This window comes from Edaphobacter sp. (assembly GCF_035532915.1).
Lineage (GTDB): Bacteria > Acidobacteriota > Terriglobia > Terriglobales > Acidobacteriaceae > Edaphobacter.
On sequence record NZ_DATKQC010000070.1, the window covers coordinates 1 to 20,549 of the forward strand.

Below are 20,549 nucleotides of genomic sequence, written 5' to 3' on the forward strand. Positions count from 1 at the left end.
CCGCCAGCAGCTCGCTCTGGAAATCTCCTACCAGTCGCACCTTCACCTTGTCATCGACGACGTAGGCCACGCGTCCGCTCAGGTCTACAGCGGCAACGGCGAGCGTCTCATCCATCGCCATCACAAAGTACCCGGCGCGCATGATGCCCTTCTTATCGCCGAGAGCTTTGTTGAAAGCCTCGCCCAGAGCAATGCCGACATCTTCGACGGTGTGGTGTTGATCGACATCCAGATCGCCCGTGCACTTCAGCGTCAGGTCAAACCCTCCATGCCGGGTGAACAGCTCGAGCATGTGGTCGAAGAACCGTATCCCGGTCGAGACCTTATAGACTCCCTGGCCGTCGACGACCAGCTTGAGCGCAATCTGCGTCTCTGTTGTGTCGCGCTTTACCGTTCCTGTTCGAACCTTGCTCAAACTCTTTGCCATTACTCAAACTCCCTTTCGCCTTCGCTGCTCTGCCGAGCTATATCTCCTTCAGCAGGCTTCCATCCAATCTCTTCGAGCGACGACCGCAGCGCCGCCAGTCCAAGCCGCACATGCTCCTCGATCCCAATCGTGATGCGCACAAAACCATTGCATCCGGGATCAGCCGAACGGTCTCGAAGCAGCACTCCATGCTCGCGCATCGCGGTCACTAAATCCTTATGCTTTGGGCCAATCTTCATCAGCACAAAGTTCGCGTGGCTGGGGAAGTAGGGAACACCCAACTCGTCCAACCCACGCATCATGCGATCTCGTCCCACGCGCACTTGTTCGACATACCATGCAAGGTAGTCCTCATCAGCCAGGGCTACGGTCAGGCAATCGAGCGCAACGCCATTCACGTTGTAAGGCGAGCTGACCTTGCGCACATACTTCATCAGTGCGGCATTGCCGGCCAGCATTCCAATGCGAAGATTCGCCAGCCCGTAGGCCTTCGAAAACGTTCGCGCGACAAGCATGTTGGGCACGGCGGACAAGTCGCCCATCGTACTCTCGCCATGAAAGTGGAAGTACGCCTCATCCACCATCAACACGGCTTGCGGAGCGGCTTTCGCAAGCGCCAGCAGATGCTCGCGGCTCACCACGGCACCCGTAGGGTTATTGGGCGAAGACACGATAATCAGTTTCGTCCGCTCCGTAATCGCCGCGAGAAATTTTTCAAAGGGAAACTGCAGCGTCTCATCCGCCTGTACCTTGCGCAGGTTAGGCGTCATCATCATGACGCTCACGTCGTACATAAAGAAGCCGGGCGTGCAGATCACCGCCTCGTCGCCCTCTTCAAGAAATGCACAGCAGACCAGGTGGATCGCCTCATCCACGCCATTGGTCAACAACACTTCCTCGGGTTTCAGCCCAAAGTGCTTTGCTGCAATTCGCTCACCGGGCTCGCGCTCGGGATACTTCGTCAACCCCTCTGCTGTTATTTCGCGCAGGCGCTCGATTACTTTCGGCGAAGGGGCAAACGTGTTCTCGTTGAAGTCCAGCCGCAGCGCATCACGCCCCGCCAGCGGAGGATGATACTCCGGCATCTGCAGCACAGCTCTGCGCGGGTTTACTTCGGTTGTAACACTCATCGCATCCTCACTCGAACACTCTCCGCGTGACTAACCAGTCCCTCGGCTTCCGCCAGCGCAATTGCGTGAGGGCCAATCTTCCGCAGCCCTTTGCGCGTGTACTCCTGCACCGTGATGACCTTCACGAAGTCCATCACGCTCAAACCGCCGCGTACACGCCCCACGCGCCCGGTCGGCAGCACATGGTTTGGCCCCGAAACATAATCTCCCATCGACTGCGGGGTATAGGCTCCCACAAAGACACTGCCCGCATTGCGGACCCACTTCAAATCTTTCGGCGAATCGACGGTTAAATGCTCTGGGGCCAAGCGGTTCGTCAGCTCTTGCGCCTCTGAAACCGTAGCAGTTACAAATATTGCCCCCTGCGCGGTCAGCGACTGTTTCGCAATCGTATTCTTCGCTGCTTGTAGCTTCACTTCGGCTGCAACGTTTTTCGCGAGAGCTTCATTACTTGTAACCAGGATAGGGAGAGCCTCAGGATCATGCTCTGCCTGGGCCACCAGGTCTGCTGCAATTCCCGCGGCATCGCCGGTCTCGCTGGTAACTACTATCTCCGTCGGTCCGGCGGGCATATCAATACCGCACTCGGTCGAAACAATTGTCTTCGCCGCAGTTACAAATAGATTTCCCGGGCCCACAATTTTGTCGACGCGTCCAACTGTCTCGGTGCCAAAGGCCATTGCTGCAATCGCCTGTGCTCCGCCGACGCGATAGAACTCCGTCACCCCGGCAATCCATGCCGCAGCCATTGTCTCCCGTGCGGGCTTGGGCGAGCACACTACGATTCGTTCTACTCCCGCTACTTGTGCAGGTGTCACTGTCATCAGCAGCGTCGAAGGCAACGGATACCGCCCTCCCGGCACATAGCAACCCACGCTTCCCAGCGGGCGAATGATCTGTCCCGTCTTTACACCGTCAGCCGGAGTAATCGTCCACTCCTTCGGTCGCTGCGCCTCGGCAAACGCGAGAATATTGCCTCGCGCCACCATCATCGCTGCCTGCAACTCCGGTGCAGTCTCGTCCCAGGCGGCCTGCATCTCTTCACGAGAGACCAGAAGCGCTTGCCCTTTCGTCAATCCATCAAACTTGGCCGCGTACTTCCGCAGGCCGGCATCGCCACCTTTGCGAACGTCCGCAAGAATCCGCCGGACCACCGGCTCAACCTTTGCCGTGTTCGACGCGCCACGCTGCTCCAGCGTCTCCACCAGAGCAGCCGCAGCCGCTTTGCTCCGCCCAAATGTTCGTACCAGCTTCATCCATGAACTCCGAATAACAGCGCCCGGCCCTCAATGACGAAGAGCCAGGCGCGAAAAGACATCGTTAGAGAACAACCTTGCTCAGTGGATATTCCACAATTCCGGTAGCGCCTGCAGCCTTCAGCTTCGGAATCACGTCTCGAACCTCGGCCTCATCCAGAATCGTGTTGAGTGCAATCCATCCCTCGTCGCTGAGCTGCGAGATGGTGGGAGAGTTGAGCGCAGGCAGAACGCCGATCACGGCTTTCAAGGAGTCTTTGCGAGCGTTGAGCATCAGGCCCACGCGGCCCTGAGCAGCGATCGCCGCATTCAGCATCAGCGAGATGTTGCCGATCTTCTCGCGCTTCCAGTCGTCCTTGTACGCAGCCTTGTTGGCGATGAGCTGTGTCTCGCTCTCCATCAGCGTCTCGATGATCCGCAGCCGGTTCGCGCGGAGCGAACTGCCGGTCTCCGTCACTTCGACAATCGCGTCGGCGAGGGTAGGAGGCTTCACTTCGGTTGCGCCCCAGCTAAACTCCACCTTCACGGGAATGTTCTTGTTGGCGAAGTAGCGCTTGGTAAATTCAACCAGTTCGGTTGCGATGATCTTGCCTGCGAGATCTTCGGGCTTCTGGAAGGGCGAGTCTTCGGGAACCGCGAGCACCCACTTTACCTTCTGCCGGCTCTGCTTGCTGTAGGTCAAGCTGGTGACGTATTCCACGTCGGTCTCATTCTCGAGGACCCAGTCATTGCCGGTCAGTCCGGCATCGAGCGCGCCGTGCTCGACGTAGCGTGCCATCTCCTGCGCGCGCACCAGCATGCACTCGATCTCGGCATCGTCGATCGAAGGGAAGTAGCTTCGCCCATTGGCAAAGATCCTCCATCCAGCCCGCTCAAACAGCGCAATCGTCGCATCTTGCAAACTGCCCTTGGGAATTCCCAGCTTCAGCTTCTTCGCACCAGACATTATGCCTTCTCCGTTTCAATATTTTTGGTAAAGCAGCTTACTGTGCCCTCGTGGCATACCAGCCCATCGCCCTCGACCTCTACCTTGAAGAGCAGAGCATCATTGTCGCAATCCGTTGCTGCCGAGATTACCTTTAGCCGATTGCCGCTGGTCTCGCCCTTCATCCAAAGCTTGCTTCGCGTCCTGCTCCAAAAGGTCACAAAGCCCGTCTCGAGCGTCTTCGCATAGCTCACTTCGTTCAAAAAGCCGAGCATCAGCATCTCGCCCGTCTTCGCATCCTGCACGATGCCCGGAACCAGGCCATCCATCTTCGCAAAATCGATCTTTACCGCTTCCATCGTCATCTCCTGAATTTCTCTCTTAGGCCATCCAACTCGCTTACCGGGCAGCAAAAAGGCCCGCTCGCGATATGCGCGTTAGCGGGCCTTTCCAATCCTTAGTATGCGTTCGTTACTTCGCCACACCGGACACAGCCGCCAACACGCTTTGCGCATGATGATGGTGATGGCCGTGATGCTGGAGACGAACGCTCATTGCTTTTAAAGGTAGCTGCGATGCCATCGCTTGTCAATCAAGCGCCTGTTTTTTGCGGCTCCGCAGCCAAAATTTCATAAGGCCGCATCATCTCGTTGTCCTCGTGCTCCAGCAGATGACAATGCCAGACGTAGCGGCCGGTATAGCCCTTGAATGGGACAATAATTCGCGTCAGCGTTCCTGCATCGGCCCGCACAGTGTCCTTCCATCCCGCCTCGATCCCGGTCGCTGGTTCGACATCCCCGATAAACTTCACCGACCTGTTATCGAAGAAGGCGTTGGTATCGATCCTCTGCCGATCGAGAATCTGAAACCGCACCAAGTGAATGTGAATGGGATGCGTGTCCTCAGTAAGATTGACGAACTCCCAGATCTCCGTCGTGTCGATCACTGGGTTTTCTGTGACGGGCGCATGCCACGGAGTGTTGTTCAGCATCATGTCCATCGACTGATCGGCCAGGTTCAAATGCTCGTCGAGCGTGAGCAGCCGAGTTTTCACCGCTGTCTTTTCTTGAATTCTCTCTACCGTACGCAGCTTTGCAGGAAGCACGCTGGTATCAGCCGCACTCGTAGCGGCTACACGAAACTGCATCACGGGCAGGGAGTCGCTCGCAAGCTGCATTCGCTTGCCCGCATACTTGCTGAAGTCCACAATCACATCGGCGCGCTCTGCCGGAGCAAGCTGCAGGCGCTGCAAAGCCACCGGGCCTTCGAGCAGTCCTTGGTCGGAGCCGATCACATGAAACTCATGCTCATCTTCAAAAGCCAACCGATAGAATCTGGCATTGGATCCATTCAAAATTCGCAGCCTATACTTGCGTGGCTCTACTTCGAGATAAGGCATGGCCTTGCCGTTCACCAGCACGACGTTGCCAAATACCTCAGGCACCCATGGCTTGCCAGGTATAGGCGATACCGGATACTCGAGTTGCCCATCCTTGCGCAGGAAGCGATCGCAGATCACCAGCGGCACCTCGTACTTGCCGCTCGGCAGGTTCAACGCATCTTCAACCGCATCGCGGATCAGGAACATTCCCTGCAAGCCTGCATAGATGTTCAGGCGATTAATTCCCATCGCGTGGTCGTGATAAAACAGGGTCGTCGCGTCCTGTCGGTTCGGGTAGAAATTGATCGCCGATCTTCCCGGCACGAACCAGTCATCGGGATATCCGTCGCTATCAGGAGGTGTTCTGCCGCCGTGCAGATGAACGACGCTTCGCACTTCGGGAACATCTTTGCCTGCGCCGTGCAGCGTGTAGTCAATCGGCAAAAAATGCTTCAGCGGGAGCTCATTCGCCCACTCCACTAGAAGTGGCTCCCCACTACGCGTCTCGAACACCGGGCCGGGCGAGCTGTCATTGAATCCCCACAGCCTGGCTGGTGGCAGATCGCGATGCACCTTTACATGCATCTCGCGCATGGCGATCCTGTAATAAGGAATCTGCTCGCCCTTGCGCTCCGGGTTCGCCCGCGTTCCCATGCTCTTCGCAACCGGAGGCAGCGGAAGCGCATCCACAAACGGCGTCAACACTCCCGGCCCCAGCACCGAGTCGCTCATCGCGGCTTGCATGGGAGCCATTGCAGAGCCTGTCTCGGTCAGTAGCAGGCCGGTTGCAAACACGCTGGCCTGACCCAGGAACCTTCGTCGAGTAAGCGTCACTGCTTCACCACAACTCCGGTCGAATCATCGAGAAGATACCGCCGCGCATCGGGATGTTCAAAGTCGAACATGCCGGTCATCGGCCCCGCAATCGAGTCGAAGGAGCCTCCGCCAACACGCTCGCCACCCAGCCAGTTGTCCTCGATGAAGCGAAGCACCGAGGTCTGATCGGTCAGGGTGTGGTCGACGAAGTTCTGCTTTGCGTAGGGAGAGATCGCCAGCAATGGCAACCGCGGCCCGTAGCCGCAGCGTCCCTGCGCGTGCGCGGTGTGCGGTCCCGGCAGCGAAGTCGAGCCATCGCCGCACTGTCCCGGCCCGGTCAACGCATCCGCCCGCGTTGTCGACTGATTCACAATTGGCCCCATCTGATGGTCATACCATCCATCGGAGTCGTCATACGCCAGAATCACAACGGTGTTCTTCCAATCCGGTTGATGCTGAAGAAAATTGATGACCTTCACATCGAACGCCTGCTCATCCAGCGGGTCGGAGTAGCCCGCATGCCCATCCTGATAGGCCGGGGCCTTCAGAAAACTTACCGCCGGAAAGTTTCCGGCCTTTACCGCATCGAAGAAGTCATCCGTGTCGTATTGATGGTTCGCCGCATCTCCGTCATGCCCGATCATCTGTACCGATGTTGGACGCAGATGCTGTAGATTCGCCGTTTCCTTGTAGTACTGGAATGGCTCGTGATGCGGACTGTAATCGAGGTCCGTCACCTTGACTACAGTGGAATAGGTGCTGCGGCGGCAGCCCGTCGTGCCGTTGGGATTCTTCTTCGTCAGGTCGAAGCCACCCTGAAACCATCCCCAGGTCACGCCGCTCTTTGAGAGCATTTTGCCTATGTTGTTGCCGGTGAAGTGCAGCATTGCGCCCGAAGGCACAGAGCACACATCCCCAATCGGGTCGCCGTCGCCGATCTCGGTAAACGTGCCATCGCCGCCTTCGATCACGGTGTTGCCTGCATTCACCTTGTCGGTCACACCATTGGTCTGCCCCGAGATCAAGTCAATTGCTCCCAGAGTCGAAGGTCCGAAGGTAGAGCCGTACGAGTTGTCGTTCAGCGCATAGCGTTGTGCGTAGTTCCACATCGCGGCCACGGTGTTGCCGTCGAAGTAGCCCATCACCAGGCCCTTGGTCTGAAACGCATACTCCTTCGCGCCCTTTACCTTTTCGCTCCCCAGGCGCATTCTCGACTTCGGAGAGCCAAGGATGCCCGTATAGCGAGGAAATGAATCCAGCAGCCCAGCATGGAAGGCGCGCTGCTCGGCGGTATAGTCATGGTTCTCGTCCGCGGTCGCTGCCTGCGCGCGCGACAGACGGAACGGCCCGGTCGCATCCTTGCCGTTTACCCTGGTATTGATGAAGTTCGGGTTGTGCTCCAGCAGCGTCTTCGTCAATCCGTTCACCGTAGGCGTCCCTGCTTTCGCGTGGAACGCCGGTTCGTTCGGCGGGTTCAGCGCGTCGGGATAGGTCCCGAAGTAGTGGTCAAACGAGATATTTTCGCCAAAGATTACGACGACATGTTTGATTGGGGTTGCCGTAGCTTTCGCATCCTTGCCTTGAGCCCGCGCGACACACGGGCTCAACAGTGCCAGCGACAGAAGCGCGCCTCCAAAGGAGAGAGCGGTGAAAGTCTTCATCGATACCCTCGAATTTCCCTCCTAGTCTTTCAGATAGCGCTAACTTTGTCTTCACAGAGGCGTGATGACACAAATAAAAAGGTATTTTCCTTTGACCAACCGCACGGCCTCATCTACTCTTGCATCGCAAGTACTCATTTAGGAGGCTTTGTTCTCATGTTCAAATTCATACGCTCCCCCTTTACGCTGGCTCTGGCGCTGCTGTTGTCGGCGCCAGTCATGGCCACGGCGGCCCCGTTCGCCGCGCCGCCAAAGGCCTCGGCCTCGGCCAGCGCCGCCACGGGCGATAAGCTCGACATCAACACCGCCTCGCCCGACCAACTCAAAGCATTCAACGGCATCGGCGACGCCTATGCAAAGCGGATCATTGATGGCCGACCCTACACCGCGAAGAATCAGCTGGTAACTCGCGGAATCCTGCCCTCGGCCACCTACAACAAGATCAAAGACCAGATCATCGCGAGCAAGCCCAAAAAATAGATATTCCAGGCGCAAGAATTTCAAGGCTGACTGCTGACGATGAGCAGTCAGCCTTTTTTTCTCTAAGCCGCAGACGGTTTTGCAGACGCACGGAAGGTAATCCTTCCTTGAAATAGTTTCTAAAATTAGGCTACGCTTCTCCATGCCGTTCAACCGCCGCTCCTTTCTTGCTCAATCTTCGCTGGCTGCCGCCGCCACCCTTCTTCCTCGCGAACTCTTCGCGCAGACCGGAGCCGCCGCAGGCGCAGCCGACGCCTACGCCAAGGCCCGGCCCATGATCGCTGGCCCCTTCCAACCCACATGGGAGTCCCTTCGCGACAACTACCATGTTCCCGCCTGGTTCAATCAGGCCAAGTTCGGCATCTTCATCCACTGGGGCCTCTACTCCATTCCCGCGCACGGGAACGAGTGGTACATCAAGCACATGTACACCACTGACTCGGAGTGGCACACCGTGCACTATGGCTCGCCCGACAAGTTCGGCTACAAAGACTTCATCCCGCTCTTCACTGTTAAGAAATACGAGCCCAACGACTGGGCCAGGCTTTTCCAGCAGGCGGGGGCAAAGTACGTCGTTCCTGTAGCCGAGCACCACGACGGTTTCGCCATGTGGAACTCCGACCTTACCCCCTGGTGCGCCGGAAAGATGGGGCCGAAACGCGACCTCATTGGCGAGCTGGCCACCGCCGTGCGCAAGCAGAACCTCATCTTCGGCTGCTCCAGCCATCGCATGGAGCACCACACCTTTGCCTACCCCGCCCCAGGTGTCCCCAATGATGAGTTTGATCCCAAGTACGCAGGCTTCTACGGGCCACCCATCCCCGGCAACATGAACGACGGCAACGCCAGCAAGGCCTTTCAGGAAGACTGGCTCGCCCGCGTGCAGGAGCTCGTCGATAAATATCAGCCGCAGATGATCTACTTCGACAACGGCGTCAACCCTCGCGACTACGACGACGTCAAACTCCGTGCCGCTGCCTACTACTACAACCGCGCTGCCCAACGCGATAAACCGTCCACGATTGCCACCAAGGACGTGGCTTACCTCTTCGGCTCGGTGCAGGACTTCGAGAAGCAGCAGCGCGCCCCTCGCTGGATCTATCCCTCCGCCGGTTGGCAGTGCGACGACTCCATCGGCAGCACCTGGGGCTACACCACCGGCATGACCTACCGCTCCGCTGACAGCATCATCAACGAATTAATCGAGATGTGCTGCCTGGGTGGCAATCTCCTGCTCAACATCTCGCCCATGGGCGACGGCAGCATCCCCGAGCCTCAGCAAAAAGCGCTGCTGGCCGTAGGGGAATGGCTCAAATCGAACGGCGAGGGCATCTACGGCAGCCACGCCTGGACACATTACGGTGAAGGCCCCAGCGTCCCCTCAGAGGCTCCCGGCGACTGGAAAGGCGGCTCCACCGCCAACGCCGGACCCCGCCTCGGACGCCGCCCCAACATTCCCATCACCGAAGGCGAGTTCCGCTTCACCACCAACAACGGCAATCTCTACGCCTTCGGCCTGAAATATCCAGTTGCCGAAGCTAAAATCCGCTCCCTCTCCACGGTCGCGGCCAGGGTAGAGCGAGTAACCCTCCTCGGCCCCACGCCAACGCCGCTTAAGTTCAAGCAAACCCCCGAGGCATTAATCGTCACCATGTCCCCATCCGCCGAGTCGACCCAGCCGTACACTCTACGCATTGAAGGCACTCATCCACTAGGAGCGATATAGCCACGGCCTGATCCGTCTTCCAAAATCAACGAGCCAACTCCCCTCAAAATGCCCTAATATTAAGGGGCTCTCCCCGAACTAACGGCAAATGCCCCTCAAACCCCGCCAACTCGCCGCCTTGGGCCTAGCCGCTCTCATTACCTTGACCGGCTGCCAGGGTCTTATGGGCAATCCGTCCAGCTCGCAGGTCCGCATCATCGACGTCTCCCCCGACGCTCCCAACCTCGACATCTACCAGAGCCATGAAGCGCTCGCCTACAACCTCCGCTTCGGGACCATTACCTCCTATGTGCAGGTCACGCCCGGCACGTACACCATCGCCGCCAACTCCACCGGCACCGCGCAGGTGGTCTCTGCCGCCAAGGGGAGCTTCCTTCCCTCTACGCAATACACCGTCCTCATCGGCAACACCGCCTCCAGCTCGCAGCAACTCACGCTCAAAGATCAGAGCCAGCCTTCGCCTTCGGGCCAGATTGATCTTCGCTTCATCAGTCAGGCCTCGCGCGCTGGAGCAGTCGATATCTATCTCGTACCTCCCGGCCAAACTCTCGCCGATGCCAAGCCCATCGCCACCAACGTCAACTTAGGCGTCAACACTGGATATCTGAGCACTCCTACCGGCACCTATACCATCGTCATGCTGCCCGCTGGAGCCATCCCCACTGGCACCACTCCTCCTGCCTATGCCGGTACGCAGGTTGCCTATGCCGACGGCTCCGCCAGCACCATCATCCTGATCGATCAGCGGCAAATCAGCGGCTATCACCTGCAAATCATCACCGCCAATGACTACGACCCGCCCAGCGCAACCTGATAGCCCGAAGGGCAAGACAAAGGCCGCGGAGTAGCTTCTCCGCGGCCTTTTTAATACTGGTACAGCTCTTGTTTATTTTTTAATACCGATACTGCTCTGCCTTGTAAGGTCCATCGGGCGAGACCCCGAGATACTCGGCCTGCTTCGGCGAAAGCGTCGTCAGCTTTACTCCGATCTTTTCCAGATGCAGCCGTGCTACTTCCTCATCGAGCTTCTTGGGCAGGATGTAAACACCCGGCTTGTAGGTGTCTTTGTTCTTCCAGAGATCGAGCGCAGCCAGCGTTTGGTTCGAGAAGCTGTTGCTCATCACGAAGCTCGGATGGCCGGTAGCGCAACCCAGATTCACTAGCCGTCCCTCGGCCAGCACAAAGATGCTGTTGCCGCCGGGGAAGGTGTACTTGTCGACCTGAGGCTTGATGTTCAGCTTGCTCACGCCCTTGGCGTTGTTCAACTGGTCCATCTGGATCTCGTTGTCGAAGTGGCCGATGTTGCAGACGATCGCCTGGTCCTTCATCTGCCGCATGTGCTCGAAGGTGATGATGTCGAGATTGCCGGTGCAGGTGACATAGATGTCGCCGCGTCCCAGTGTCTCTTCAAGCGTTGTAACTTCGTATCCTTCCATCGCTGCCTGCAGCGCATTGATCGGATCGATCTCGGTCACAATCACGCGCGCACCAAGGCCGCGCAGCGAAGCCGCAGAGCCTTTGCCCACATCGCCGTAGCCGCAGATCACAGCCGTCTTGCCTGCAACCATCACATCGGTTGCACGCTTGATGCCGTCGACCAGCGACTCGCGGCAGCCGTAGAGGTTGTCGAACTTGCTCTTGGTAACAGAATCGTTCACGTTGATGGCTGGCACCAGCAGCTTGCCCTGCTCCATCATCTTGTACAGACGGTGAACGCCGGTCGTCGTCTCTTCGGCAACGCCGCGCCATTCCTTCGCCAGCTTCTGGAAGTAGGTCGCGTCCTCGCCATGAATCTTCTTCAGCAGGTCCTTGATGACGCCCTCTTCCTGATTTCCGGAAGGCGTATTGACCCAGCCATCGCCCTTCTCCAGCTCCACGCCCTTGTGGATCAGCAGGGTCACATCGCCGCCGTCGTCGATGACGATCTGCGGGCCAAGGCCGCCCTTATGCCGCAGCGCCTGATCGGTACACCACCAGTATTCTTCGAGGCTCTCGCCCTTCCACGCAAACACCGGAACGCCCGCCGCGGCAATCGCCGCCGCTGCATGGTCCTGTGTCGAGAAGATGTTACAGCTTGCCCAGCGAACGTCCGCGCCGAGAGCAACCATCGTCTCAATCAGCACAGCCGTCTGGATGGTCATATGCAGCGACCCGGTCACGCGAACACCAGCCAACGGCTTGGCCGCGGCGTACTTGTTGCGGATCGACATCAGGCCGGGCATCTCCTGCTCGGCGATATCGATCTCTTTGCGTCCAAACTCTGCCAGCGAAATATCCGCTACCTTGTACTCGGAAGCCACGCCTGCCTTATCAACAACTGCTGTCGCCATCACTGCTCCTTGACACCTTTAAATGTTTTTGCAAACCCTCTCAGGATACCATTCTGAGCAGTGAGGAAGCCTCTCAGAGGCGTGAACTCCTCCGTTAGTGAACTCCTTCGGACTCGAGCAATTTCTTCTTTCGCTCGGTGCCCCAGCGATATCCCGACAGGCTCCCGTCGCTCCGTATCGCGCGGTGGCAGGGAACGACAACTGCCACGGGGTTCGACCCAATCGCCATCCCCACCGCACGCGCAGCGGTCGGCCTGCCAAGCTCCTTTGCGATGCTTCCATAGCTGCGCGTCTCTCCTCGCGGAATCTGCTGCAGGGCCTTCCAGACCCGCTGTTGAAACGCGGTTGCCCTTACATCCAGTGGAAAAGTAGCTGCCAGCGGATGTTCTCCTAACTGGCTCGCAACAAAGGCAACCGCTTCAGCCAGCCAGCCAGTATTGCCCTTGGCCTGCACCAGTTGTGCTTTGTTGAACCGCTCGCGCAGATCGGCCACCAGCTCGGCGTCATCCTTGCCAAATGCAATCGAGCAGACTCCCACATCGGTAGCTGCTACCAGCATCCGTCCCAACGGGCTCGCCGTCGTGCAATAGCGAATCAACAACCCCGCTCCACCAGCCCGCATGACGCGCGGAGTCATCCCCAGCGACGCCTCGCTCTTCTCATAGAGTCGGCTGCTCGACCCAAATCCCGCCTCATAGATAGCGTCTGTAATCCGCGACTTCGGTTGTCGCACCTTGTCTTTGAATTTGGCCAGCCGCTGCTCTTTCGCGTACTGTCCCGGGCTCACTCCCAACACTCGCTTGAATCCTCGCAGAATCGTCAGCCGTCCTACGCCAGTGGCCTTGGCGACATCGGCGAGCTTTGTCCGCTCGTCCGCGTGTTCCTTCAGATACTCGGTCACGGCAACAATCGCTCCCGCCTGAGGATCGTCCTTCGGCTGGGTCCGCTCCGGCTCGCAGCGCATGCAGGGCCTGTATCCGGCAGCCTCCGCCGCAGCCGGGGTAGGGAAGAAGGCTACCTGCTTCCGCGTGGGTCTGCGGCTGGGACAGCTTGGCTTGCAGTAGATCTTCGTCGATTTCACTGCATAGAAAAACTGCCCGTCGGCGCTGCTATCCCGCTCCAGCACCTGCTGCCACTGCTTGCCGGCAAAGAAACTCGGGACCGTACTCGCTCTGGTATTTCCTTTAGCCATCGTCATCTCAGTATCTTCCTCTATCGCGTCAAGGACTACACTCCGTTTCGTTCACGCAAACTCGCGGCAGCAAACAGAAGAGGCAGGCCCTCAGGCCCGCCTCTTTCCCGGTTCAAACAAAAGACCTACTTGGCAGCTAACTGCGCAACCTGCTCTTTGAGGGCAGCAGCCTTATCGGTTGCCTCCCAGGAAAAGCCGTCGCCCTGGCGTCCGAAGTGCCCATAGGCCGCAGTTGCCTTGTAGATCGGCCGCCTCAGGTTCAGGCTCTCGATGATCCCCTTTGGAGTCAGAGAGAAGTTCTTCCGCACCAGCGCTTCGAGCTTGCCTTCGTCAACCTTGCCCGTGCCGAAGGTCTCGACCAGCACGCTCACCGGCTCAGGAACGCCAATCGCATAGGCGAGCTGAACTTCGCAGCGATCTGCCAGGCCAGCGGCAACAATGTTCTTCGCCACGTAGCGAGCCATGTAAGCCGCCGAACGGTCAACCTTGGTGGCATCCTTGCCGCTGAAGGCTCCGCCGCCATGACGGCCCATGCCGCCGTAGGTGTCGACGATGATCTTGCGGCCGGTCAAGCCGGTATCGCCCATCGGTCCACCGACCACGAAACGGCCCGTCGGATTGATGTGGTACTTCGTGTCCTGATCGAGCAGCGCGGCAGGAATCACAGCCTGAATCACGTGCTTCAGAATGTCCGCACGCAGCTCATCGTTGCCGACGTTCTCCGCATGTTGCGTCGAGATGACGACTGCGTCAACGCGCACCGGCTTGTTGTTCGAGTCATATTCCACCGTCACCTGGCTCTTGCCGTCGGGACGCAGATAAGACATCAGGCCCGATTTGCGGACCTCGCTCAGCTTCTGAGCCAGCTTGTGTGCCAGCGAGATCGGCGTCGGCATCAACTCCGGGGTCTCGTTAGTCGCATAGCCGAACATCATGCCCTGATCGCCTGCTCCGCCCGTATCGACGCCCATGGCGATATCGCCAGACTGCTTGTTGATCGTCGAGATCACCGCGCAGGTATTGGAATCGAAGCCGTAGAGGGCATTGTCGTAGCCGATCGCGGCGACAGTCCCACGCACGATGCTCTGAAAGTCCACATAGGCTTTGGTCGTGATCTCACCGGCGACGACTACCAGGCCGGTGCAGGTCAGCGTCTCGCAAGCTACACGGCTGTACGGATCCTGCTCCAGGCAGGCATCGAGAATCGCATCGGAGATCTGATCGGCAATCTTGTCAGGATGCCCTTCGGTTACAGACTCACTCGTAAATAGAAACTTATCGCGTGTCGCCAAAACAACTCCTTTTAGGTGCCCGAACAGACACTTAGCCTGATCAGTTTGCAACCCCTCTATTTTACCCGTCGCTTAGGCCCCTCGACAAAGGAGCGCACTTATCCGTGCCTATTTTCGGTTCAACGGCGATATCCTGCATCGAATGGGAGGGTTTTGCGGGAGATTCAGGGTAGTCGTCCATGCAGGACGAACTTCCAAACGCACCATGCCACAGCCAGCAGCGCAGCCATCATCATCGCCACGCCCATCCATTGCAGCTTAGTTCCGGACTCGCTGGCTCCTCTGTTTCTGCGTACGTTTTCGGCGAACTCGGACCAGTCCTCAACCTCGGTATCCTGAGCGCCACTCTCCCGCAGGCTTGCCTCGAACCGGTCGAGCCATGACGACTCCTCGAGTCCCAGCGCCGCAAGGTAGCTGCGCACAATGCCCTTGCGAAAGACTCCGCCGGGCAGCTCGCTGTACTCGCCCGCTTCGAGCGCACGCAGATGCCGCGGCGAGACCTTGGTCTCCTCGCAGATCGCCTCAATCGAGATCTTGCGCTGCTCACGCGCCCATCGCAGCTCGTCGCAGAATCTTTCCATTCGCTCCGCTCAGCCGTTAGCCTTACCGGACCCCAGATTTCTGCCGGATTTCGTCCAGTTGCTCGAAGCATAGACCTGCATCCCTATCGAGTCAAAGCACTTCCGCGTAATCAGACGCCCGAGAATCATCTCTGACAACCCCTCATTCCAAAAGGGACTCGAGAGCTTTTCCTGCTGATTGCGTTGTTGCGGAATCTCAGCGAGCTGTGCCGGAGATTCCGGATGCTCTGAACTGATTGTTCTTTTGGCTAAGCTTTTAAAGGTCTACATGACCCTATTTCCAGCCAGGTCCGATACTTGGAGCTTTATCTGGATGTTTAAACGGACGACGAATCCGGTCATCTATACTTGAAAAGTGCCTCCAGAAATCAGCCGCCAAAAGCCATTAAAGCGTGAGATCGAACTGGACTTTGTGCGTGGCATCGCCATTTTAATGGTGATTGATTTCCATTCGCCGCTGGGCATTCTGTTTTATCCATTCAGAGTATTGGGGTTTAGTCATTTTGGGTGGGCGGGCGTGGACGTCTTCTTCATCCTGAGCGGTTTTCTGGTGGGTGGTCTGCTGGTAAAGGAATGGATGCTGTATGGCCGAATCGACAGCAAGCGCTTTCTGATCCGTCGCGGCTTCAAAATCTGGCCACAATATTATCTTTTTATAGGCCTGATCCTGTTGACAGGCCACCGCACCTTCCACCAGATGTGGGGCAATCTGTTAAATATCCAAAACTATGTGGGAGGTGTCGCTCACACATGGAGTCTGGGTGTAGAAGAGCACGCTTACCTGCTGCTGGTATTGTGCCTGGCCATCGCTGCCCGGCGTGCAACGCGGATGAGAAATCTCTTCCTCTTTCTCGCAGGAGTGACGGGTACTGTCATTGTCCTGCGAATGATACTGACGATCTACGGTTTCGATACGTTCACAGCCACCCATACCAGGATTGATGGAATCCTTGAAGGTGTATTGCTCGCCATTCTTTATCACTATGCCCCGGAGACATTCAGGCGGTGGCAGAATCGCAGATGGATCTGGTTTCTTATCCTCGCCTTGGTGTTAGTTTTTTTCCGGCTCAATCTGCAAGCGCCGTGGGCGGATTCGCTCGGCCTGGACTGCGCCAACGCAATGGGAGTTGCTCTCTTAATGCTCCTGTACCGGCATCGGGAAGGCCGCCGACGGTCTGCGCTCTATCGTCTGGTTGCGTGGATTGGACTGTATTCGTATGGAATCTACCTCTGGCATGTTGCCGTCATTGCTCCCCTCGTTCAGGTGTCGCCACACCTGCCGCGATGGCTGGCGCCGGTATGGCTCGCGATTGCTCCAACCCTGTTGGGAGCGCTGGTCGGTATCTTCTTTACCAAAATCGTCGAATTCCCAGCCCTGAAACTACGAGACCGGCTGTTCCCCAAAAAGGTTGACTCCGCCGTAGGCAGACCAGCCGAAATTGAAGTAGAAGCCCAGGCGAACTCGACAACGTGAATCTGAAAGGGAATCCCGGACTGGAACCCCGGATTCCTGCTGGATCTGTTTCATTCGCTCGAAGTATCGACCTGCATCCCTATCGAGGCAAAGCACTTCCACGGGAGGGTCACTATATAATTAGCCCTTAAAGAGGCCTTTTTTATTATGTCCCAGCCCCTCCCCACTCGAGCTGCATCGATGTCCCGTATCCCCAGTCTCGATGGCCTGCGGGCTTTGTCGATCTTTCTTGTTGTGTCCCTTCATACGATGCAGCGCATGCCCTATCACCTCTCCGGCATCTGGTTTGCAATCTTCAATGGTGACACCGGCGTGTATATCTTCTTCGTGATCAGCGGCTATCTGATCACCAGTCTTCTTCTGCACGAGCAGCAGAAGACCGGATCAATCAGCATGCGCAGCTTCTACTTTCGCAGGGCCATGCGTATCCTGCCGCCAATTTATTTCTATGTCGCGGTACTTGTGCTGCTTGCATGGGCTGGTCGACTCGCAGTCACCAAAATCGATATCTTCAGCGCACTCTTCTTCTTTCGCAATTACGCCTTCGGCACTTCGATGTGGTCGCTCGAGCATTTCTGGACGCTCAGCGTTGAGGAGCAGTTCTACCTTATCTGGCCTTTTGTCCTCTACTTTTGCCTGCGCCATCGCTCTGGCATTACGGGTCGTTCCGCCGCTTCTAAAGTAGCCATCACAGTCATTCTCATCTCGCCCATCATCCGCGTCGTATCCTCTGTTTTGCCCGTGTCCTACCTGCACTATGGCGGAATGTTTCAGATGCGCGCGGACTCGCTGATGTTTGGCTGTGTTGTCGCCTTGCTGCAAGGAACGCCGGCCTTTGAGCGGGCCTATGCTCTCGCCACGAAAATATGGTGGATTCCTCCCGTTGTCATTTTTCTTTCCAATTGCCTCGGAGTCCGTTTTCAGAACCGTTGGCAGTATCCTCTGGGCTTTACTGTCACCGGCATCGCCATCGCTTTCTTCCTGCTCTGGTGTGTCCGCAATCCTTCTTCTGCTGTTGGCCGCGTACTCAATGCCCGGCCCGTCGTACATATCGGAGTTCTTTCTTACAGTATTTACATCTGGCAGACGTTATTTCTGCATAGTGGCAACGAGTCCGTCTTCGGTTCGTCTCTGAAGTTCATTAGCACCTTCCCAGGCAACTGGCTCGGAATTCTGCTTGTCGCAGAATTCTCTTACTATGTGGTCGAGCAGCCTTCGCTACACCTTCGGAACCGCTTGATGCGTTATTTCCCATCAATTTCCCCGACCAGTCACCGCTCTATTGCGAATGCACCTCGGAAAGCCGTTGATATTCAGTCCTGATCCCTCTGCAGGGAGTCTGGGAAACGGGCGATGATCTGAGCCGGGAACAACTCTTCCTCCTCTGAGATTTGGGAGAGCGTATTGCCGGATTACAAATTTGTAAAATGCTCGTATCTATTCAGCCTGAATCGATAAAGGGGCTATGGAGCGGATCGTTCCACCATCGAATTGCAGCCACGCTACGCTGCTCTGGCTTGCAATCTTAGCTGCCTGGGCGGAATCGAAGGGCAGGTTCCACCAGTAGGCTTGGACATCGCTTAAGGCCCGAACGTTGTCCTTTGGGCGAGATCCGCCAAGGTCATTCACGAAATAGGTCTTCGTTTTGCTGTCGTAGCACAAAATGCGCTGCAAGCCTGGATCTGCAATCAACGCCATGGCAATATATCCCGGAGCGGATGCTGGAAAATCCACCATCACCAATGTGTGATCGTCAGGCGAACTTGCAAGACTTTTTGATATCTGGTCATAGAGGACCTTCTCTCGATCCATCCCGTACGTTCCCCAGATGTAGCCACCTGAGGAGATTAATCCGGTTTGCTTCACGCGTATGTCAAAAAAACCGAGGATGACGATCAGATAGAGGGCAATATATGCGTTTCGCGCTGATGGCTTTTTGTCAGCCATTCCACCCAGTTGGGTGATGGCAATCCCTATCGCAATACTCAGCCAGAACGCAGACATTGCCCCATAATAGGCAACCGTTCGCGTCGGCAAGAGGATATAGAGTGAGATTGACGCAAGCGATGCCGCGAGCAGAAACGCAATATCGCGCGGTCTTTTGCCTAGCAGGGTGGGAACGCGCCAGACAAGGATGACCAGACCAACGCAAATGGCTGCTCCCACTACGCTGGTGAGGATGCCAATGATCTTGTACGGCCCCGGAACTTCAAATCCAATGAAATACCAGGTAATATACCCCAGCAACTGAGTGAAACCGCTCAGCGTGAGAGAGATTGGGTAAGGGACAGTTTTCAGCAGCGACCTTGCCTGAAAAAAGATGACCAGCGTCGGGACGGAATAGGAGATCAGAATCAGAATGGTTTGTCCGATTCTTCGACGCAAAGAAGGTAGTGCAGTCTGGCCTGGGCGAAGCAAAATAAGCAGCGCAACAATCAGCGGAAGGGTAAAGGCGCTCTGCTTGGCGAATGCAGCGATGACAAAAAGTATCCAGGCAAGCGCGTGATAGGCAAAAGATACAAAACCTGTTCGCCTGTTCGCTCGTAAAACCCCAAGGACGATCAGGCCGCCCAATAAGATGACGATGCCGTCGCCCAGCGCGCATGCCCATGCGTTAAGGGTGTAATTCAGGCCCCGAGTCATATACAGCAGAGAAGCGATCGCTCCAGCCGTCTTTGAGTAGCCCAACTCTCGCACTACAAAAAACGCAATGATGGATCCTAGTAAATTAACGATGAAATTTCCGCAGAGAAGTGCGAAGGCATGCAGCCCAAAGATCTTGAGCATGTACCCGAAGTAAAGGGTAGTTACCAGCGGCCGAAAATTGCCGTTGACCGTATCCAACGAAAACCATGCCAGGATCGGATGCAGGAAGATGATCTTCCGTGTCATCGCTGCTGCAACGACCAACCAGTCATCTTGAACGAACCCTCCGCGCAGCAGGATGGGCAGCCAGCAGAGAAAAAAAGCGATAACCAGCAGAATAATAAAGGATGAAGTTGAGCGTTCTTCGGAAGCAGGCGATTTCGAAACACGGAAAAATAAGTATCCTGCCAGTGCGGTAAACAAGGCGGTAAGAAAAAAGGCCTCGGGCAGACGTAGCACCCCGTATTGGATTCTCGGATTATGAAAATGCAGGTGCGTGCGGAGGAATAGCATCACTATCGACGCGGTCAGGGAAGCGATGGGGATACACCAAAATAGCTGTTTCTCCTGTCGAGCGCTCATTGACCGTTGCCAAACCATGCATTGCCCCCACTATCTGCCTGACTTTGATGCCCTTATCATAGCTGACCCCTTTGGACGCTCCTCGCGTAATCGACTAGGGCTTTTACATCAACATTCTTTTGAGGTGTTTCTGCCCACTGATATCATCAGCTTAGGTCCTCGGTCCATTACTTGCGGGACTTTCGAGACAGTTACACTCCAAAGATTTGCCTGTGGTTAGCCTGCCGTAGAAATTTGGCAATCGGACTGGTGACAGGTTCAGAAAGAGAAAAAGTGCGCCTCCCTTTTCCAGAACGTGTTCCGCTCGGGTATGCCGCCAGCTTCGCTGTGATACTGGGCGCCGTTCAATTGTTCCAGGGCACCGACCCAGCGTTCTCACTGTGCTCTTTTCTCTTTATTGTTATTGCAGCGGTTGCGTTTAACATGGCTGGAGGTTTGACCCGTCCTTCGGGCGGATATGTTTTCTTTTACTCCATCCTCGCCGTTATTCTCGGTCTCTCCTGGAAGGCCTTTATCGGTGAACCAGCTGATTCCAACCTCACCCAGCCGCTTCTGACCATAGAAGCAACGCTTGGCGGTATGGTGGGGATGTGCTTTGCCGTCTTTGTAAGCCGTAAATTAGCCAAAAAAACTCCGTTGCTGCCCAACCT

The 20,549-nt window shown here is 56.7% G+C and carries 17 protein-coding genes and 1 pseudogene; 6 read left to right on the forward strand and 12 right to left on the reverse strand.

From position 1 onward, the window contains the following. From VMU57_RS03650 to VMU57_RS03680, 7 genes and pseudogenes are all read right to left on the reverse strand, one after another. Window positions 1-427 (reverse strand): annotated as a pseudogene (locus VMU57_RS03650) (imidazoleglycerol-phosphate dehydratase); the annotation flags it as partial. Next, window positions 427-1,557: a histidinol-phosphate transaminase gene (hisC, locus tag VMU57_RS03655; protein ID WP_325380886.1), complete on the reverse strand. Its 1,131-nt coding sequence runs from the start codon at window positions 1,555-1,557 to the stop codon at window positions 427-429. The gene hisC and the pseudogene VMU57_RS03650, both read right to left, overlap by 1 nt. Next, on the reverse strand, window positions 1,554-2,813 hold the full coding sequence (gene hisD / locus VMU57_RS03660; RefSeq protein ID WP_325380888.1) for a histidinol dehydrogenase: 1,260 nt from the start codon (window positions 2,811-2,813) through the stop codon (window positions 1,554-1,556). Before hisD ends, hisC begins: the two co-directional genes overlap by 4 nt. A 64-nt stretch (window positions 2,814-2,877) precedes the next feature. Continuing rightward, window positions 2,878-3,759 carry an ATP phosphoribosyltransferase gene (gene hisG, locus VMU57_RS03665; protein ID WP_325380890.1) on the reverse strand — a complete coding sequence of 294 codons (882 nt, stop codon included), beginning with the start codon at window positions 3,757-3,759 and terminating at the stop codon, window positions 2,878-2,880. Beyond that, window positions 3,759-4,097 carry a phosphoribosyl-AMP cyclohydrolase gene (gene hisI / locus VMU57_RS03670; protein ID WP_158910147.1) on the reverse strand — a complete coding sequence of 113 codons (339 nt, stop codon included), beginning with the start codon at window positions 4,095-4,097 and terminating at the stop codon, window positions 3,759-3,761. Before hisI ends, hisG begins: the two co-directional genes overlap by 1 nt. Before the next feature lie 233 nt (window positions 4,098-4,330). Further along, complete coding sequence (locus VMU57_RS03675; RefSeq protein ID WP_325380893.1) at window positions 4,331-5,953, reverse strand: multicopper oxidase; 1,623 nt, start codon at window positions 5,951-5,953, stop codon at window positions 4,331-4,333. Continuing rightward, window positions 5,950-7,596, reverse strand: coding sequence for an alkaline phosphatase family protein (locus tag VMU57_RS03680; protein WP_325380895.1), 1,647 nt, complete (start codon window positions 7,594-7,596; stop codon window positions 5,950-5,952). The genes VMU57_RS03675 and VMU57_RS03680 overlap by 4 nt, the downstream gene beginning before the upstream one ends. A 156-nt stretch (window positions 7,597-7,752) precedes the next feature. On the opposite strand from VMU57_RS03680, the gene VMU57_RS03685 reads away from it, so the two are divergent. The 3 genes from VMU57_RS03685 to VMU57_RS03695 all read left to right on the forward strand — a co-directional run bounded on the left by VMU57_RS03685 (window position 7,753) and on the right by VMU57_RS03695 (window position 10,616). Next, window positions 7,753-8,076, forward strand: coding sequence for a ComEA family DNA-binding protein (locus tag VMU57_RS03685; protein ID WP_325380897.1), 324 nt, complete (start codon window positions 7,753-7,755; stop codon window positions 8,074-8,076). Between the two features lie 142 nt (window positions 8,077-8,218). Next, window positions 8,219-9,802, forward strand: a complete 1,584-nt coding sequence (locus VMU57_RS03690; RefSeq protein ID WP_325380899.1) for an alpha-L-fucosidase — start codon at window positions 8,219-8,221, stop codon at window positions 9,800-9,802. A gap of 88 nt (window positions 9,803-9,890) precedes the next feature. Then, window positions 9,891-10,616: a DUF4397 domain-containing protein gene (locus VMU57_RS03695; protein ID WP_325380901.1), complete on the forward strand. Its 726-nt coding sequence runs from the start codon at window positions 9,891-9,893 to the stop codon at window positions 10,614-10,616. A 79-nt stretch (window positions 10,617-10,695) separates the two neighbouring features. Here VMU57_RS03695 and ahcY read toward each other — a convergent pair whose 3' ends face one another. The 4 genes from ahcY to VMU57_RS03715 form a co-directional block, all read right to left on the reverse strand. Beyond that, the gene (ahcY, locus tag VMU57_RS03700; protein ID WP_325380903.1) at window positions 10,696-12,132 is read right to left on the reverse strand and encodes an adenosylhomocysteinase; all 1,437 of its coding nucleotides are present in this window, start codon (window positions 12,130-12,132) and stop codon (window positions 10,696-10,698) included. A gap of 94 nt (window positions 12,133-12,226) precedes the next feature. After that, on the reverse strand, window positions 12,227-13,330 hold the full coding sequence (locus tag VMU57_RS03705; RefSeq protein ID WP_325380905.1) for a methylated-DNA--[protein]-cysteine S-methyltransferase: 1,104 nt from the start codon (window positions 13,328-13,330) through the stop codon (window positions 12,227-12,229). A gap of 119 nt (window positions 13,331-13,449) precedes the next feature. Beyond that, the gene (gene metK / locus VMU57_RS03710; RefSeq protein ID WP_325380907.1) at window positions 13,450-14,616 is read right to left on the reverse strand and encodes a methionine adenosyltransferase; all 1,167 of its coding nucleotides are present in this window, start codon (window positions 14,614-14,616) and stop codon (window positions 13,450-13,452) included. Between the two features lie 164 nt (window positions 14,617-14,780). Beyond that, window positions 14,781-15,197 (reverse strand): helix-turn-helix domain-containing protein, encoded by a 417-nt coding sequence (locus tag VMU57_RS03715; RefSeq protein ID WP_325380909.1) that lies wholly within the window; start codon window positions 15,195-15,197, stop codon window positions 14,781-14,783. Between the two features lie 355 nt (window positions 15,198-15,552). On the opposite strand from VMU57_RS03715, the gene VMU57_RS03720 reads away from it, so the two are divergent. After that, window positions 15,553-16,671 carry an acyltransferase gene (locus tag VMU57_RS03720; protein WP_325380911.1) on the forward strand — a complete coding sequence of 373 codons (1,119 nt, stop codon included), beginning with the start codon at window positions 15,553-15,555 and terminating at the stop codon, window positions 16,669-16,671. A 180-nt stretch (window positions 16,672-16,851) separates the two neighbouring features. Further along, the gene (locus VMU57_RS03725) at window positions 16,852-17,994 is read left to right on the forward strand and encodes an acyltransferase (protein WP_325380913.1); all 1,143 of its coding nucleotides are present in this window, start codon (window positions 16,852-16,854) and stop codon (window positions 17,992-17,994) included. 114 nt (window positions 17,995-18,108) lie between these two features. On the opposite strand, the gene VMU57_RS03730 is transcribed toward VMU57_RS03725, so the two are convergent. Next, window positions 18,109-19,899: a hypothetical protein gene (locus VMU57_RS03730; protein ID WP_325380915.1), complete on the reverse strand. Its 1,791-nt coding sequence runs from the start codon at window positions 19,897-19,899 to the stop codon at window positions 18,109-18,111. A 234-nt stretch (window positions 19,900-20,133) separates the two neighbouring features. Between VMU57_RS03730 and VMU57_RS03735 the strand changes: the two genes are divergently transcribed. Then, the coding region (locus VMU57_RS03735; RefSeq protein WP_325380917.1) for a hypothetical protein at window positions 20,134-20,549 on the forward strand (416 nt) is incomplete at its 3' end.

What these genes read in the sequence shown, in the direction of transcription:
- VMU57_RS03680 (WP_325380895.1), bottom strand. Translation starts at nt 7,596, where the DNA reads ATGAAGACTTTCACCGCTCTCTCCTTTGGAGGCGCGCTTCTGTCGCTG.
- ahcY (WP_325380903.1), bottom strand. Translation starts at nt 12,132, where the DNA reads ATGGCGACAGCAGTTGTTGATAAGGCAGGCGTGGCTTCCGAGTACAAG.
- VMU57_RS03695 (WP_325380901.1), top strand. Translation starts at nt 9,891, where the DNA reads ATGCCCCTCAAACCCCGCCAACTCGCCGCCTTGGGCCTAGCCGCTCTC.
- hisD (WP_325380888.1), bottom strand. Translation starts at nt 2,813, where the DNA reads ATGAAGCTGGTACGAACATTTGGGCGGAGCAAAGCGGCTGCGGCTGCT.
- hisC (WP_325380886.1), bottom strand. Translation starts at nt 1,557, where the DNA reads ATGAGTGTTACAACCGAAGTAAACCCGCGCAGAGCTGTGCTGCAGATG.
- VMU57_RS03730 (WP_325380915.1), bottom strand. Translation starts at nt 19,899, where the DNA reads ATGAGCGCTCGACAGGAGAAACAGCTATTTTGGTGTATCCCCATCGCT.
- VMU57_RS03690 (WP_325380899.1), top strand. Translation starts at nt 8,219, where the DNA reads ATGCCGTTCAACCGCCGCTCCTTTCTTGCTCAATCTTCGCTGGCTGCC.
- VMU57_RS03705 (WP_325380905.1), bottom strand. Translation starts at nt 13,330, where the DNA reads ATGACGATGGCTAAAGGAAATACCAGAGCGAGTACGGTCCCGAGTTTC.
- hisG (WP_325380890.1), bottom strand. Translation starts at nt 3,759, where the DNA reads ATGTCTGGTGCGAAGAAGCTGAAGCTGGGAATTCCCAAGGGCAGTTTG.
- hisI (WP_158910147.1), bottom strand. Translation starts at nt 4,097, where the DNA reads ATGGAAGCGGTAAAGATCGATTTTGCGAAGATGGATGGCCTGGTTCCG.
- VMU57_RS03715 (WP_325380909.1), bottom strand. Translation starts at nt 15,197, where the DNA reads ATGGAAAGATTCTGCGACGAGCTGCGATGGGCGCGTGAGCAGCGCAAG.
- VMU57_RS03685 (WP_325380897.1), top strand. Translation starts at nt 7,753, where the DNA reads ATGTTCAAATTCATACGCTCCCCCTTTACGCTGGCTCTGGCGCTGCTG.
- VMU57_RS03725 (WP_325380913.1), top strand. Translation starts at nt 16,852, where the DNA reads ATGTCCCGTATCCCCAGTCTCGATGGCCTGCGGGCTTTGTCGATCTTT.